Raw genomic sequence first — 14,342 nt, forward strand, 5'->3', positions numbered from 1 at the left:
TCAGGTTGCGTCATGATCAATATCGAAACGCCCACCTATTACACGGCCACCAAGAAATACAACCTCAGCTTCCCCACGCTGGAACAGGACGTGGAAGCCGACGTCGTGATCATTGGCGGTGGTTTCTCCGGCATCAATACCGCGCTGGAACTCGCCGAAAAAGGCATCACCAACATCGTAGTGCTGGAGGCGCGTTACCTTGGGTTCGGCGGCACCGGGCGCAATGGCGGGCAGATCATGGCCGGCATCGGGCATGACCTGGAAAAGATCAAGAAGGACGTCGGTGAAGACGGCCTGCGCCAGGTCTTCGAGATCAGCGACCTGGGCGCCGACATCATCAAGGACCGTATCGCCAAGTACGCTATCGATGCCGATTTCTGCCACGGCTACGGCTACATGGGTTTCAACGCCCGCCAGGAAAAAACCCTGCGGGCCTGGGAAAAAGACTTCAAGTCGATCAACAGCAAACATGAGATCCGCTTCCTCGGCGGCTCCGACGTGCAGCAGATCATTGGCTCCAAGGCCTACAGCAGCGCATTGCTGCACATGGGCGGCGGGCATGTGCACTCGCTGAACCTGCTGCTGGGTGAAGCCAAGGCGGTAGTCAGCCACGGCGTACGGATCTTCGAAAACAGCCCGGCCCTGGAAGTCAGCTATGGCGAACGCATCACCGTGCGCACCGGACGCGGCTCGGTCAGGGCCAGCAAGCTGCTCTGGGCCTGCGACAGTTTCCTCAATAAACTGGAACCGGAACTGCACCGCTCGACCATCAACACCTACGCCTTCCAGATGATGACCGAGCCACTGTCGGACGAACTGATCCAGCGCATCAGCCCGATTCGCGGTGCCTACAGCGACATTCGCCCAGTGATCGACTACTACCGCGTCACCAACGAAAACCGCCTGCTGTTCGGTGCCGCCACGCCGTTGGTGGAACACATTCCCCAGGATCTCAAGGCCTGGAACCGGCGCCTGATGCTGAAGATCTTCCCGTACCTCAAGGACGTGAAGATCGACCTGGCCTGGGGCGGCCCGATGGCCTGCAGCCCGAACCTGTTCCCGCAGATCGGCACCCTGCCCGGGCGCAGCAACGCGTTTTTCGTCCAGGGTTACTCAGGCTTTGGCGTCACCCCGAGCCACATCATCTGCAAGGTGCTGGCCGAAGGCATGAGCGAAGGCTCGGCGCGCTACGACCTGGTCAGCTCGATCCACCGCCCGACCATCATCGGCAAAGACGCCATTCGCCCATTGCTGCTGACTGCCGGCAAGTCCTGGCACCAGCTGTCGGGCTACTGGAACGGCCGTCGCTGACGGCCAACCTCCTTCTTCCTTTCAATCATCAGGAGTCACCTGCCATGCCCCTCATCACCCTCGAAAAAGACATCCAGCTGTCCGACCTGGACGCCTGGGGCACCGTCGCCGACCTGGGTTCGCAGATTCTCGAAGGCGAAGTCAAGGCCTTCGGCAAGATGACCTTCGGCGCCCCCACCGACCCGGTCAGCAGCGCCTACTTCGGCACCACTCAAGGCAAGTTCCGGATGGTCTACCCCTTCGCCGAACAAGCCACCGTGGTCACCGGTGAAGTGGTCCTCACCGACGAGGCCACCGGCCAGAGCACCCGCTACAAGGCCGGCGACAGCTGGTTCGTGACCAAGGGCACACCGGTGCTGTGGGAAGTGGTCAGCGAAAGTTTCGTCAAGCACTACTTCGCGGTAGTCTGACCGGACAGGGCTGCCGGCTCACCCGGCAGCCCGCTTGCGAAGGTTGCGACCATGAACGTCATCGCCCAGGACATCGCCGGCCATTGCCTGCACGCCTTCACCCAGCTGGTTCCCGTCAGCCGGGCGGCGTTCTACTGCGTCGATCGGCAGTTGCAAGCCCACGACTTCAGCCTCCATGGGATGAGCGGCGAGATGCACCGCGACTACCTGGACAATTACCGCCAGTTCGACCCCCTGCAGCCGCGCCACTGCACCTCCAGCGAACTGGCCGTGGTGCCGCTGGGCCTGGCGATGGCCCGCCAACCGTTGCGTGACAACCATCGTTATCGCGACTTCCTGCAACGCTACGGCGTGGTCGACGTGGTGGAAGTCTTCGCCCATCGCGATGGTCAGCCCCAAGCCGCGATTTCGTTGTTGCGCACCGCCGAGCAAGGCGTCTTCACCGGTCAGCAGCTGAGCCAACTCAGCGCGTTGCAGACCTTGCTGCAACTGGCCGTGGCCCATTTGCCGGCCCATGAGGATGCACTGGGCGACTTGACGCCCAAGGAGCGCCAGATCGCCTGGCTGTTACGTCAAGGCGTCAGCAACAAGCAACTGGCCCGGGAACTGGGGGTGGGCTTGCCGACCATCAAGACTCACCTGATCCACCTGTTCCGCAAAGTCGGTGTGAGCAGTCGCACCGAGCTGGTCAGCGCACTGTTCCTCTGATCAACCATTCGGTTGATAGGCCGCCACTGCGCGGCGCCGCATGATCCGAGTGGCTAATTCAACCACCGGAACCTTGCAAATGAGCACATCTACAGACTGGATCACCGTCGGCGCCCTGGCCGATGGCTTTGCCCCCGAAGCCTTCATCCTGCCAAACCTGGCCGACCTGGACGGCAAGACGTTCACCCTGCACTTCGCCAACGGCTGGCAGATCGAGCATCGCTTCGAGCAGGACACCCTGACCTGGAACGCCGCCGATGGGCACTCCAGCGGCACCGCCACCTACCGGGCCACATCCGTACGACCGGGCCTGTACCTGGTGGACTTCATCAAGCGCGAAGGCGAGCTGACCTCGTCGATAAGCCTCGTGCTCGATACCGCCAGCGCCGCCTTCACCGCCGTGATCGGCCGCATGCCAAGCCAGCCAGAAACCGGCGAAGGCCTCTACAGCCGGGCATTGGCCGGCAAACCATTGACCTCGGTTCAAGCGCAGTTCCTGCACGGCAGCCTCGACCGTCCCTGGCAGCCTGGCCTGTGCCCGCACGCACCGACCACGGAGCTGGTGGGGCTGCGCAACCTGTATCGCTACAGCCCGAGCGAAGTCTACGAACACATTTACCTCAACGACCAGTTCTACTCCTGGCAGTGCCTCAAAGGCGTTGAGCAAGGCCTGTGCGACACCGATCGCTGCGACACCTACAAGATCGCCGATCAGTTGTACCTGTTCGTGTGGCGAGAAAAGATCATCCCGACCCTGGGGTTGGTGCTGATCGACCTGCAGCAGCACCGCAGTGACGGCAAGATCTTCGGCTATGCCGGTGAGTCCTTCGATGAGTTTTCCAATTTTCCGGTCAGTTCCTACTGCCAGGTGCTCAATCAGACGGAGTATCCCGATGCCTGAAGCACGCACCGTAGTGATCACCGGTGCCGGTACCGGCATCGGCGCCGCCTGCGCCCGCCTGTATGCCGCCGAAGGCGCCAACCTGGTGCTGATCGGCCGCCGTCGCGAGCCCCTGGAAGCACTCGCCGCGGACATCGGCGGCCTGGTGCTGGTGGGCGACGCGGCCTGTCCAGACACCTGGGACGGCTTCGTCGAGCAGATTCGCACACGTCATGGCCGACTCGACGTGCTGCTCGCCTGTGCCGGTGGCTTGGGAATGGGCAGCGCCACTGAGACTCAGCCATCGGCCTGGGAAGCGGCCCTGCGCAGCAACCTCGACAGCGCCTTCTACAGCGCCCGGGCGTGCCTGCCACTGCTGCAGGAAAGCGCCGGCAATATTGTGCTGATCGCCTCCATCGCTTCATTGGCGGCAGGCCCCCACGTGTGCGGCTACACCACCGCCAAGCACGCCCTGCTGGGCCTCAATCGCTCCCTGGCAAGGGATTACGGGCCTCACGGCGTACGGGTCAATGCGGTCTGCCCAGGCTGGGTTCGCACGCCCATGGCCAATGAAGAAATGCAGGCATTGATGCAGTTCCATGGCGAAACGTTGCAGCAGGCCTATGACCGGGTCTGCGCCGACGTGCCGTTACGCAGGGCTGCCAGTGCGGAGGAAATCGCCAACGTTTGCCGCTTCCTGGCCTCGCCTGATGCGTCGATCATCACCGGGGCGACGCTGGTGGCCGATGGCGGCTCCAGCATCGTCGACGTGCCGACGCTGGCCTTCAGCCGGATGGAGGTCAGCGATGTCTGAGGATCTGGATTTCAGCGGCCAGACCGTACTGGTCACGGGCGGCGCCCAGGGCATTGGCCGGGCCATCGTCGAAGCGTTTGCCCTGCGCGGGGCACGCGTGGTCATTGCCGACCTGGGCCTGGCCCGCGCCGAGGCGGTAGCCGACGAACTGACGGCCGTAGGCTGTCAGGTGCAGGCGGTGGGCGTTGACCTGGCCGACGCGACGGCGATCTTCGAAATGATGAGCGCGCTGGAACAGCGCTTGGGGAGGCTGGATACCCTGGTGCACAACGCCGGGTATTTTCCGTTGACGCCGTTCGCCGAGATCACCCCGGCGATGCTTGAGCGAACGCTGGCGGTGAACCTGTCGGCGCTGTTCTGGCTGACCCAGGCGGCGCTGCCGATGTTCCGGCGCCAGGGCCGAGGCTGCGTGCTGGTGACCTCCTCGGTCACCGGCCCGCGGGTAGCGTATCCGGGGCTCAGCCACTACGCGGCCTCCAAGGCCGGGGTCAATGGTTTCATTCGCAACGCCGCGCTGGAACTGGCGGCCGAGAATGTCCGCGTCAACGGGGTCGAGCCGGGCATGATCGCGACACCGGCCATGGCCAACCTGGGCGACGATGAAGTCAACCAGGACATTGCCCGTCGGGTGCCGCTGGGTCGATTGGGCCAACCAAGCGACATCGCTGGCGCCATGCTGTTCCTGGCGTCGAGCCTGGCCAGCTATGTGACCGGGCAGACGTTGGTGGTCGATGGGGGTTCGACGTTGCCGGAGGTTTGAGCCTGAGTGGGAGAGTCAGCTTGCGGTGAGGGTGGATGGACCACCGTCATCGCGAGCAAGCTCGCTCCCACACTTTCCAGTGTCACCCACAAAACTCATGTTCAGCACAAATCCCTTTGTGGGAGCGAGCTTGCTCGCGATAGCGACCGTCCAGTCAGCGACGACCTCATTCAAGCCACCCCCTGCCCCACCTGCAAACGACTGGAGCGAAACTCCTTGGGCGACAGCTCGAACTGCTTCTTGAACGAACGGCTGAAGTGCGCCGAATCGGTAAAGCCCCACTTGTAGGCGATCGAGGTAATGGACTCGTCCCGCAGGAACGGGTTGGTCAGGTCATCGGCGCTGCGCTTGAGGCGGGCCCGCTGGATGTAGCGGCAAACGCTGTCATCCTGCTCTTCGAACAAACGATACAGATGCCGCACCGAAATATTCAGCCGATTGGCCAGGCCCACCGGGCTGAGACCGGGCTGGGTGAGTGATTCGTCGATGACCTTCTGCACGTAGCTGCGCAAGTGACTGCCCTGCAAGGCCACCCCTTCGTCACGGCCATCGCTCCCCTGTTCCAGGGCCGAGCCCAACAGTGAAACGAAGGCACTCTGCAAGGCTTCACCTTCGCCCGCCGCGCCCTCGCCGTCCGGTGTGTCCTTGCACAGTTGGTCCATCAGCACATGCAGCATCCGTCCACACGCCTTGCTGGACGAAACCTTGCCGAAGGTCTTGGTTTCCCCGCCCAATTGTCGCGACACGTCCTGGCGAGACAAGGACAGCACCGCGTGTTCGATCAGGCCGAACGGGGTGATCTCAAGCGCGCCAACGGAGTCCATCAACAACAATTCACCGGGCGCCAACTGGATGCTCCGACCGTTCTGGGTAATGCGGCAGTAGCCACTGCGCTGGCTGACCAGAAGGCAATCCTGGTCATCATCGTGATCGGCGCTGGGTGAGTGACGCTTGATGCTGCCGGCATTGGTGCGCAGGTTCGCGAGGGCAAGGCCACCCCGATGGAAATTCGACACCTCACCAATGAACAAGGCGCGATTGAAGGCCAGCTCGGTATCGAAGTGGCCGCAAGTCGCCCGCAGATCCCGGTTCCAGATGTCCAGACCGTCCTGCCCAACCTGTTGCATGCTCATGGCATTCTCCGCAGTGGCTTTTTGTTTTTGTGCGGCAATAGTTAACATGTTATCTATATGCGCGCAACAAGTACCTGATCGCCAGAGCAGTAGCAGGAATGATGCCAGGACAGCTCAACAGGATCAGAGCGTTGCCAGCACCCGCTGCAGGCCGCTCAAGGTTGCCAGCAAGACGCCGCGTTGCTCGCGGCTCAACGGGATGTAACGTCGAAAGGCCGGCATGCGATTGACCACTTCGCTACCGCCCATGTGTTCCAGGCGCACGCACCACTGGCGCCCCTGCAGATCGATGCGCAGCCGTTTGAAATCCAGCGGCATGAGAGCCTGATACAACGCAGGATCCGTCTCCACGGCCGCCTGCAACCGGGCCGCCAGGTCACTGCGCCCGTCCCGCTGCCGGCAACGAATGCCGCTGCGCCGCAGAGCCCCGCCGTGGTGCAGTTCCAGGCGTGCCGTGCCCTCTCGGGAAGCAGGCACGCGCAGGACGAACTCGGTCATCACCAAGTGCATCAACAACTGCGACTCGGTGCGTTCGACGATCTCCAAGTGCAAGCTGCCGTCGTCGGTGACTGCCGTGGCCATGGCCGGGCCTGCGACCTCGAATCGTGCCAATGCGAGGTTGCGCCGCAGGTGCTCCAGGGTCACCCCGGGCCGATAACCGGCCGGGGCGCGCTGGGTGCCGAACAACTCAGACAGTTTTTGCAGCAGGGTCGATAAACTCGCCCACAGGTTGCCCTGGCTCATGGGAAAACTCCTTGGCCAGCACGTCTTCCACCGACGCTGGCTTGAATGGATTGACCTTCTGCACCACCAGGGTCCAGAACAAGGCGTACGCCGCGGTGCCGCCGAGCATCACCGCGAAGGGCACGTAGATGTCCGCCGGATTCATGCCGGGTGGGGTGATGAACCACATGCCCAACAGAATGCCGACACTGGACAGGATCTGTGGCAATGGGAACCACGGCGAGCGATAGGCGCGCGGCAGATCAGGGCGACGAATCCGCAGGCTGACCACCGACACGGTCACCAACAGGTAGGCAAAACTCCAGGCGCACACCGCGGCCAGCACCAGGTGCATGATGTTGTCGGGATTGCCGCCCAGCCACAGCGCATGCAGGCAAGGAATCAGCATCGCCACCAGGATGCACACCAAAGGTGTCTTGAAGCGTGGATGCAGATAAGTGAAGACCTTCGGCAACGCGCCGTCCACCGCCATGCCGTAGAGAATCCGTGGCACGCCGGCCATCAGGGTGTTGATGGTCGCCGCACCGGCAAACAGAAAACCAATGCCCAGCCACATCGGGCCGATATCGCCCATGACCTGTTCGGCGAACCGTGGAATCGCCATGGGGGTGTCCAGCAAATGTACGCCGCTGGTGGCATCGAGCAGCACGTTTTCCACTTGGCGCTTCATCGCCGCGCCGTAGATGAACATGCAGGTGGCAACGCTGAACAAGCCCAGCATCATCGCCCGAGGCATGGTCCGGGCGGAGTGGCGCAGGTCCGGCGCCAGCGGCGTGACGAATTCGCAGCCGACAAACATGAACATGGCCATGCCCACCAGCGACAGCACCGTGACCAGATCGGTGCCCACCACGGACGCGCCAAACCAGCCCTCCAGCTCCACCGCCGGCGCGGCGATCAGGCCCAACACGCCGAACACCATCAAGGTGGTCCACATGCCGAACGTCAGGATGATTTCGGCCCGGCCAAAAGCACTGACACCGAACGCATTGAGCACCCCGAACACCACCACGAACCCCACGCCCAGCAACCAGGAACCGCCGGCCGATTCGGCCAGTGTGTTGAGGTGTTCGAAGTTCACCAGGGCCATGACGCCGGCCAGGATGGTTTCGGCGGTACCGGCGAACACATGGACAATCAGATAGGCCGACAAGGTGCCGGTGATCGCGAAGAAACGGCCCATGCCGCAGTTGATGTAGTCATAGACCGAGCCGGTGGTTGGAAGAATCGACGCAGCCTCGGCGAACGTCGTCGCCTGGGCCAGCATCATCACCACGGCGATCAGCATCGCCACGGCAAAGGCGCTACCGCCGATGCCAAAGCCCATGGTCGCGGTGAGAATCACGGGGCTTGCCATGATCAGGCCAATGGTGCTGGCCAACGCAGTGGGAAACCCCACCGAACCCCGGTTCAAGTGCTCGGTGAGCCTGTCATTGATCGACATCGTGCAGATCCTCGAAAGCGGATTTTTAGTATGGATGCCACAGCCGTCCAGGAGCCGGCGATCATGCCTTCCCCAACCGGTCCCTGATCGAAACGGCGTTGCGTGCAGCCTTACTCTGCGCCGCCCCGCCCCGGGCGTCTTGCCCGTGTCTGCCGCCGGTTTTGTTGCTGCCTGCCAACGCTGCCACGCTGGCGGCCTGGATCAACTCCATGGCAGGCAGGTGAAAGACTTCCCCGGGTGCCGCTCCCTTTAATGCGCGCTCTGCTGTCCTATCACACTGGGGAATCCACCATGGAGCACACACGCCGTACACCTTTGCTGCGCAATGCCATCGGCCTGGGCATCGCCCTGCTGGTCGCCGATTCATCGGCCCAGGCTTATGAGCTTTACGCCGACGAAGACACCACCGTCACCGGCAACTTCCTGGCTGTCTACGGGCTGTTCAACAGCCGCAAGAACTACGATGGCACCGCCGGTGGTTCGAGCTGGCGCGAAGGCTTCATCAAGTATGGCCTGAGTATCGACCAGACACTCGGCGGCCTGGGCAGTGTCTACGGGACGGCCAACCTGGTCAGCTCCGGGACCTGGGGCGACGGCGATGCGGCCGGCCTGAGCGATGGCTCCGAACGCACCACGAAGTTCGACGAAGCCTTTGCCGGCTGGCGTTCGGGGGATCTGTTCCCGGTACTGGGCAAGGACGGGGTCGACCTGTCCTACGGCCGCCAAGTGATTACCCTCGGCGATGGTTTCATCATCAACGACGATGGCCTGAACCTGGGCAAAGGCGTGGCCGATGGCGAGTTCAACCGCGGTGGCGCCTATTACCTGGCGGCCCGGCATGCCTTCGACGAGACCGCCGTGCTGCGCCTGGGCGGCAAGGAAGGCGTGCATGGCAGCCTGATGTGGCTCAAATCCGACAACCGCGCCCAGGCCAACACCGAAATGGCCGCCGGCACCCTGGAGTACACCGCGGCGCCTGGCACCCTGGGGCTGACCTATATCCATGGCATCGATGTCGATGACCGCTATGCCAGCGATTTCCAGAAGCAACGCGAAGGCATGGATATCTACAGCCTGCGCGGCGCCGGCAATGCTGGCATCGAAAATGCTCACTTCGCCTTCGAGTACGCCTGGCAGGACAAGGACGCGGGCCCGGAGAAAGCCTGGTACGCCGAAGCCGGCTACACCTTCGCCGACCTGCCCTGGACGCCTGACCTGACTTATCGCTACAGCCGCTATTCCAAAGACTGGGACTCGATGTTCAACGGCCAGAGCCGCGGCTATGGCACCTGGTTCCAGGGTGAAGTGGCGGGCAACTATGCCGGCCCGTTCAACAGCAACACCGCCATCCAACACGTCGGCCTCAAGCTCAAGCCCGCAGAAACCGTGACCCTTGGTGCGCTGTTCTTCGACTACCAGACCCTGCACGGCCGCCAAGCGTTGAACCTCGACGCGCAGGAACTGGACCTGTACGTGGAATGGGCGGTGAACGAACACCTGATCGTCACGCCGCTGGTAGGTTTGTACAAGCCGCAGAAGGATGCGGACAGCGGTGGCAACCAGGTCGGCGGCAACGGCACCAACGTCTACAGCCAGTTGGTGGTGGCGGTTCCGTTCTGACAGCCAACTGCCGCAGGCTGTGATCCTTTGATCTTTCCCTTGGGACTCAAGTGCCGGGGGAAAGATCGTAGCCTCGCTCCGCTCGTCAGCTCCTACGGGGTAGCGATTACCTTTATCTGTGCTGGTGCAACATGGTCTGGATCTGATGGGTCGCCTGCCGGGTGCTTTGTGCCAGCTTGCGCACCTCATCGGCCACCACCGAGAAACCGCGCCCGACCTCACCGGCCCGGGCCGCTTCAATCGCGGCGTTCAAGGCGAGCAGATTGGTCTGGTCGGCGATGCCCTTGATCACCCCTACCACCGTGGCAATCTGGGCGTAGGTCACCTGATTCTGCTCCAGCATGCGCTGATGGGTGGACTGGGCCGAGCGCTCATCGCTGATATCACGCACCGCACCGATGACCCGGACCAGTTGCCCGAGCGGGTCGCGTACCGCCCGCCCGCGCTCGCGGCACCAGATGTAATCCCGGCGCTTGTGGCGCATGCGGTATTCGAAGACATATTCACCGCTGCCCTGGGGACCGAGGATCTCCCGGTCGAAAATGGCCATGATCTTTGGCAAGTCATCCGGGTGAGTGATGCCAACCTGGGCATCCCAGCCATCGGGCAAGTCGTCGGGCCCGTAACCCAGCAGCGACCGGAACTGACTGGAAAAGCGCATGGCACTGGCCGGGTGCTGGAGATCACCGTCGACCACGGTAATGTCCCAGCAACCTTCCGTCAGGGTCGACTGCAGCAGCTCCCAGATCTGCGCATCCTGGCGATGTTGCTGCAGCTGCTGGTCGTGTTCGCCCAGACGACGCTCAAGCACCTGCTCGCGCTCGCGGGCTTGCTCCAGTTGCTGGCGGGCCTGGTGCAACGCCTGCTCGCTGTGCTGCCAGCGCAGGGTTTGCGCCTCCGCCTGTGCCTCGGCCTGGTGCAACTGCGCAGTGGTGTTCGCCATCTGCCGCGCATGCTGCTCAAGGACGGTCCGCAGTGGCGGATAAGCGTCGAGCGTCGGCGTGCCCTCCGTTTCGCCGGCCAGCACACGCTGCACCTGTGCGATCAACGCCAGTTTCTGTTTGTTGGTCTGGAGAAACATCGCCCGCCCCTTTGCCTATCAAGTCGAAACCGGATCTGATCGCAAACCGGCCAGGCTGGCTTGTCCCTGCCTGCACGGGCCTTGCTCCTGGCTGCCAGCCCCACGGGCTGGCAGCCACAGACATAGCGCGCGGCAGGCACAGTCAAGCCGGGCGGTCGTGCCGGGATTACTCTCGGGCTTTCCCTTGTTCGCGATCAGGAAACCCTCATGAGCGATATTGCCCTGCTGCCTCAGGTCGAAGCCTTTCTCGGTCGACGCCACGCCCTGTTCATCGACGGAGGTTATGTCGAAAGCCAGAGCCACCAGACGCTGGACGTGGTCAACCCCGCCACCGGCCAGGTCATCGCCCAGGTCAGCGACGCCAGCCCCAGCGATATCGATGCGGCGGTGGAGTCGTCCCGTCGCGGCTTCAAACAGTGGTCTCAAACCGCGCCGGCGGTGCGCGGCCATGTGCTACTCAAGTTGGCGGACCTGTTGGAGCGCAACCGCGAAGAGCTGGCGCAGATCGAAACCTGTCAGTCGGGGAAGATCATCCACATCTCGCGGGCCTTCGAAGTCGACCAGGCCGCGCACTTCCTGCGTTACTACGCCGGCTGGGCGACCAAGATCAATGGCGAGACGATCACGCCCTCGTTGCCCTCCTTCGCTGGCGAACGCTACACCGCATTCACCCTGCGCGAACCGGTTGGGGTGGTGGTCGGTATCGTGCCGTGGAATTTCTCCACCATGATCGCCATCTGGAAACTGGCCTCAGCCCTGGTGACCGGTTGCAGCGTCATCATCAAGCCCAGCGAGTTCACCCCCCTGACCATTCTGCGCATCGCCGAACTGGCCATGGAGGCCGGCCTGCCGGCCGGTGCCCTGAATGTGTTGACGGGCGGCGGCCAGGTGGGCAAAGGGCTGATCGAACACCCGGGCACCAACAAGGTTTCATTCACCGGCTCCGTGCCCACCGGCCTGGCGGTGGGCCAGGCCGCCATGGGGGCCGGGTTAACCCGGGCAACCCTGGAATTGGGCGGGAAGAATGCGGCGGGGTTCCTGCGTGACATCGACTCCGAGGTGGCGGTCAACGGCATCATCGAGGCGGGTTTTCTGCATTCGGGACAAATCTGCGCGGCGGCGGAACGGTTCTTCGTCCACCGCTCGCAGATCGAGTCGATCATGGACAAACTGGCCCAGCGCCTGAGCAAACTTACCATCGGCTCGCCCCTGGACGAACGCACCGAATTCGGCCCGGTAACCAACCGCCAGCACCAGCACAAACTCGCGGAGTTCTTCGCCAAGGCCCGTGCGCAGAACAACACCATCATCCACGGCGGCAAGCTGATCGATGGGCCGGGTTGCTACGTCGAGCCGACCATCATCCTCGCCAATCGCCGCGACGACGCCTTGCTCAACGAAGAAACCTTCGGCCCGATCGCCACGTTCTTTCCTTACGACACTGAGGAGGAACTGCTGGAACTGATGAACGACACACCCTACGGCCTGAGCGCCAGCCTCTGGACCAACGACCTGGGCAAGGCCCTGCGCATGGTCCCCGCCATCGAAGCGGGCACAGTATGGGTGAACATGCACACCCTGCTCGACCCAGCCGTGCCTTTTGGTGGCAGCAAGTCTTCCGGGGTGGGCCGTGAATTCGGCAGTGCATTCATCGACGACTACACCGAACTGAAATCGGTGATGATCCGCTACTGAGCAACAAAAGGGCTCTGGAGCGACACCCCAGAGCCCTACCCAGCCAAAATCCCCTTTGTGGCAGCGAGCTTGCTCGCGATAGCGGAGCGTCAGCAATGATGATGCGGACTGACACAACGCCTTCGCGAGCAAGCCCGCTCCCACCGTTTTTCCGAGTCATCCAAGGCATCCGCGACCACCACAAATCCCCTGTGGGAGCGAGCTTGCTCGCGATAGCGGAGGGTCGGTCAATGATGATGCCGACTGACACAACGCCATCGCGAGCAAGCTCGCTCCCACAGTTTTCACCGCCGGCAGGCGTTGACCGCTGGGACTCGGCCGCGCCAGGGTTGGGCGCGCTCCAGTTGGGCGGCCAGGGCCAGCAAGGTGTTTTCCTCGCCAAAACGCCCGGCAAAATGCGCCCCCATCGGCAACCCATTGGCGCTCCAGGACAACGGCACTGACATCGCCGGCTGGCCGCTGGCATTGAACAGCGCGGTGAACGGCGAATAGCTGTGGTAGCGCTCGATCAGTTGATCCAGGCTCATGCACACATCCTGCAGGTCCAGCTCGCCAATCAGCACCGGCTCGCGAGTCAGGACCGGAGTCAGGATCACGTCGTAATCCTGCATGAACACCGCCAACTGCCGGCCGAGGGCATGAATCCATTCCACCGCCGCGGCATATTGGGCGCCGCTGACGTTGCCCTTGTCTCGCAAGATGATCCGGGTGCGCACCTCCAGTTCTTCCGCTTGCACGGCAAACCCACGCATCTGGCCCAGCAGATCGACATAGTGACGAGAGCTGGCGCCAATAATGGTGAACACGTGGTCGAGAAACTCCAGCAACCCCACCGGCAGGTTCACCGGCTCGACACGATGCCCCAGGGCCTCGCACAGCCGGGCCGCCTCGCCCACGGCCTGGAGACTTTGCGGCGCGGTGGGCCAAGGGCCGAGCTGTTCGACCAGGGCAATGCGCAACGGCTTGGGATCGACCTGCACCGCCATCACATACGGCAACGCCTGGACCGGTGCGGCATAGGGCGCCCCCAGGTCCATCCCGGCGGTGGCGTCCAGCAGCGCCGCACTGTCACGCACCGACAAGGTAATCGCATGGGGCGTGCCCATCCCCGCCCAGCCCTCGCCCACTATCGGCCCCGACGGCATCAGGCCACGGCTGGGCTTGAACCCGAACACACCACAGCAAGACGCCGGCACCCGCAATGAACCGCCGCCGTCGTTGCCATGGGCGAACGGCACCACGCGGGCCGCCACCAACGCCGCCGCGCCGCCGCTGGAGCCACCGGCGCTGTGCTCGCTGCTCCAAGGATTGCGGGTGGCACCGAAACGCGCGGACTCGGTGGAGTACGACGTGCCGAACTCCGGCGAAGTGCTGGTGCCCATCACTTGGCATCCGGCACGGCGCAGGCGCGTCACGACTTCCGATTCGAAATCCGCCCGGAAGTCACCCAGTGCACGCGAGCCGTTGGTCATCGCCGCGCCGTGGACCGGCGAAAACAGGTCTTTGATCAAGGTCGGCACACCGGCCAGCAGGCCTTGGCCAACTTGTGGCGTGCGCGCTGCTTGCCGGGCCGAATCGTACAGCCGCTCGGCCACCGCATTGAGCTGCGGCTCGACCCGCTCCAGCCGCTCGATGGCGGTTTCCAGCAGTTCGCCGGGCTGGACTTCGCCACGCCTGACCCACTCGGCCAGCGCCGTGGCGTCTTCACTGTCCATCAGATGGTGGATGTCTTGCATACCCAT

Annotated in this window: 12 protein-coding genes and 2 pseudogenes; 8 read left to right on the plus strand and 6 right to left on the minus strand. The window is 63.3% G+C overall.

What is annotated here, in order from left to right:
• Nucleotides 1–12: 12 nt before the first annotated feature.
• The 6 genes from IB266_RS28445 (at nt 13) to IB266_RS28470 (ending at nt 4,883) form a co-directional block, all read left to right on the plus strand.
• Nucleotides 13–1,311, plus strand: a complete 1,299-nt coding sequence (locus tag IB266_RS28445; RefSeq protein ID WP_192263886.1) for an NAD(P)/FAD-dependent oxidoreductase — start codon at nt 13–15, stop codon at nt 1,309–1,311.
• Nucleotides 1,312–1,355: 44 nt separating this feature from the next.
• Nucleotides 1,356–1,721 (plus strand): cupin domain-containing protein, encoded by a 366-nt coding sequence (locus IB266_RS28450; protein ID WP_053122428.1) that lies wholly within the window; start codon nt 1,356–1,358, stop codon nt 1,719–1,721.
• Nucleotides 1,722–1,772: 51 nt separating this feature from the next.
• Nucleotides 1,773–2,429 (plus strand): helix-turn-helix transcriptional regulator, encoded by a 657-nt coding sequence (locus tag IB266_RS28455; protein WP_192263888.1) that lies wholly within the window; start codon nt 1,773–1,775, stop codon nt 2,427–2,429.
• Nucleotides 2,430–2,508: 79 nt separating this feature from the next.
• A complete protein-coding gene (locus IB266_RS28460; RefSeq protein WP_060742159.1) occupies nt 2,509–3,330 on the plus strand; it encodes a molybdenum cofactor biosynthesis F family protein in 822 nt (273 codons plus the stop codon).
• Entirely contained in the window at nt 3,323–4,123 is an 801-nt protein-coding gene (locus IB266_RS28465; protein WP_192263890.1) for an SDR family NAD(P)-dependent oxidoreductase, read from the plus strand. Before IB266_RS28460 ends, IB266_RS28465 begins: the two co-directional genes overlap by 8 nt.
• Entirely contained in the window at nt 4,116–4,883 is a 768-nt protein-coding gene (locus tag IB266_RS28470; RefSeq protein WP_060742157.1) for an SDR family oxidoreductase, read from the plus strand. The genes IB266_RS28465 and IB266_RS28470 overlap by 8 nt, the downstream gene beginning before the upstream one ends.
• 170 nt (nt 4,884–5,053) lie before the next feature.
• On the opposite strand, the gene feaR is transcribed toward IB266_RS28470, so the two are convergent.
• The 3 genes from feaR to IB266_RS28485 form a co-directional block, all read right to left on the minus strand.
• Complete coding sequence (gene feaR, locus IB266_RS28475; RefSeq protein WP_060742156.1) at nt 5,054–6,016, minus strand: transcriptional regulator FeaR; 963 nt, start codon at nt 6,014–6,016, stop codon at nt 5,054–5,056.
• A gap of 123 nt (nt 6,017–6,139) precedes the next feature.
• Nucleotides 6,140–6,760: a DUF3156 family protein gene (locus IB266_RS28480; RefSeq protein WP_192263892.1), complete on the minus strand. Its 621-nt coding sequence runs from the start codon at nt 6,758–6,760 to the stop codon at nt 6,140–6,142.
• Nucleotides 6,705–8,204: an APC family permease gene (locus IB266_RS28485; protein ID WP_192263895.1), complete on the minus strand. Its 1,500-nt coding sequence runs from the start codon at nt 8,202–8,204 to the stop codon at nt 6,705–6,707. The genes IB266_RS28480 and IB266_RS28485 overlap by 56 nt, the downstream gene beginning before the upstream one ends.
• A 291-nt stretch (nt 8,205–8,495) precedes the next feature.
• Between IB266_RS28485 and IB266_RS28490 the strand changes: the two genes are divergently transcribed.
• Nucleotides 8,496–9,824: a hypothetical protein gene (locus IB266_RS28490; protein WP_192263898.1), complete on the plus strand. Its 1,329-nt coding sequence runs from the start codon at nt 8,496–8,498 to the stop codon at nt 9,822–9,824.
• A 121-nt stretch (nt 9,825–9,945) separates the two neighbouring features.
• Here the strand turns inward: IB266_RS28490 and IB266_RS31315 are convergent.
• Both IB266_RS31315 and IB266_RS30995 read right to left on the minus strand, forming a co-directional pair.
• Nucleotides 9,946–10,137 (minus strand): annotated as a pseudogene (locus IB266_RS31315) (methyl-accepting chemotaxis protein); the annotation flags it as partial.
• Nucleotides 10,138–10,242: 105 nt separating this feature from the next.
• Nucleotides 10,243–10,905: pseudogene (locus IB266_RS30995) on the minus strand (PAS domain-containing protein); the annotation flags it as partial.
• A 207-nt stretch (nt 10,906–11,112) separates the two neighbouring features.
• Here IB266_RS30995 and IB266_RS28500 point away from each other — a divergent pair.
• The gene (locus IB266_RS28500; protein WP_192263904.1) at nt 11,113–12,600 is read left to right on the plus strand and encodes an aldehyde dehydrogenase family protein; all 1,488 of its coding nucleotides are present in this window, start codon (nt 11,113–11,115) and stop codon (nt 12,598–12,600) included.
• 284 nt (nt 12,601–12,884) lie between these two features.
• Here the strand turns inward: IB266_RS28500 and IB266_RS28505 are convergent, their stop codons facing one another.
• A complete protein-coding gene (locus IB266_RS28505; RefSeq protein ID WP_192263906.1) occupies nt 12,885–14,342 on the minus strand; it encodes an amidase in 1,458 nt (485 codons plus the stop codon).

This window comes from Pseudomonas sp. Pdm06 (assembly GCF_014851795.1).
GTDB classification, from domain to species: Bacteria; Pseudomonadota; Gammaproteobacteria; order Pseudomonadales; family Pseudomonadaceae; genus Aquipseudomonas; species Aquipseudomonas fluorescens_AA.

What these genes read in the sequence shown, in the direction of transcription:
- IB266_RS28445 (WP_192263886.1), top strand. Translation starts at nt 13, where the DNA reads ATGATCAATATCGAAACGCCCACCTATTACACGGCCACCAAGAAATAC.
- IB266_RS28480 (WP_192263892.1), bottom strand. Translation starts at nt 6,760, where the DNA reads ATGAGCCAGGGCAACCTGTGGGCGAGTTTATCGACCCTGCTGCAAAAA.
- feaR (WP_060742156.1), bottom strand. Translation starts at nt 6,016, where the DNA reads ATGAGCATGCAACAGGTTGGGCAGGACGGTCTGGACATCTGGAACCGG.
- IB266_RS28505 (WP_192263906.1), bottom strand. Translation starts at nt 14,342, where the DNA reads ATGGGTATGCAAGACATCCACCATCTGATGGACAGTGAAGACGCCACG.
- IB266_RS28450 (WP_053122428.1), top strand. Translation starts at nt 1,356, where the DNA reads ATGCCCCTCATCACCCTCGAAAAAGACATCCAGCTGTCCGACCTGGAC.
- IB266_RS28470 (WP_060742157.1), top strand. Translation starts at nt 4,116, where the DNA reads ATGTCTGAGGATCTGGATTTCAGCGGCCAGACCGTACTGGTCACGGGC.
- IB266_RS28490 (WP_192263898.1), top strand. Translation starts at nt 8,496, where the DNA reads ATGGAGCACACACGCCGTACACCTTTGCTGCGCAATGCCATCGGCCTG.
- IB266_RS28485 (WP_192263895.1), bottom strand. Translation starts at nt 8,204, where the DNA reads ATGTCGATCAATGACAGGCTCACCGAGCACTTGAACCGGGGTTCGGTG.
- IB266_RS28455 (WP_192263888.1), top strand. Translation starts at nt 1,773, where the DNA reads ATGAACGTCATCGCCCAGGACATCGCCGGCCATTGCCTGCACGCCTTC.
- IB266_RS28500 (WP_192263904.1), top strand. Translation starts at nt 11,113, where the DNA reads ATGAGCGATATTGCCCTGCTGCCTCAGGTCGAAGCCTTTCTCGGTCGA.
- IB266_RS28465 (WP_192263890.1), top strand. Translation starts at nt 3,323, where the DNA reads ATGCCTGAAGCACGCACCGTAGTGATCACCGGTGCCGGTACCGGCATC.
- IB266_RS28460 (WP_060742159.1), top strand. Translation starts at nt 2,509, where the DNA reads ATGAGCACATCTACAGACTGGATCACCGTCGGCGCCCTGGCCGATGGC.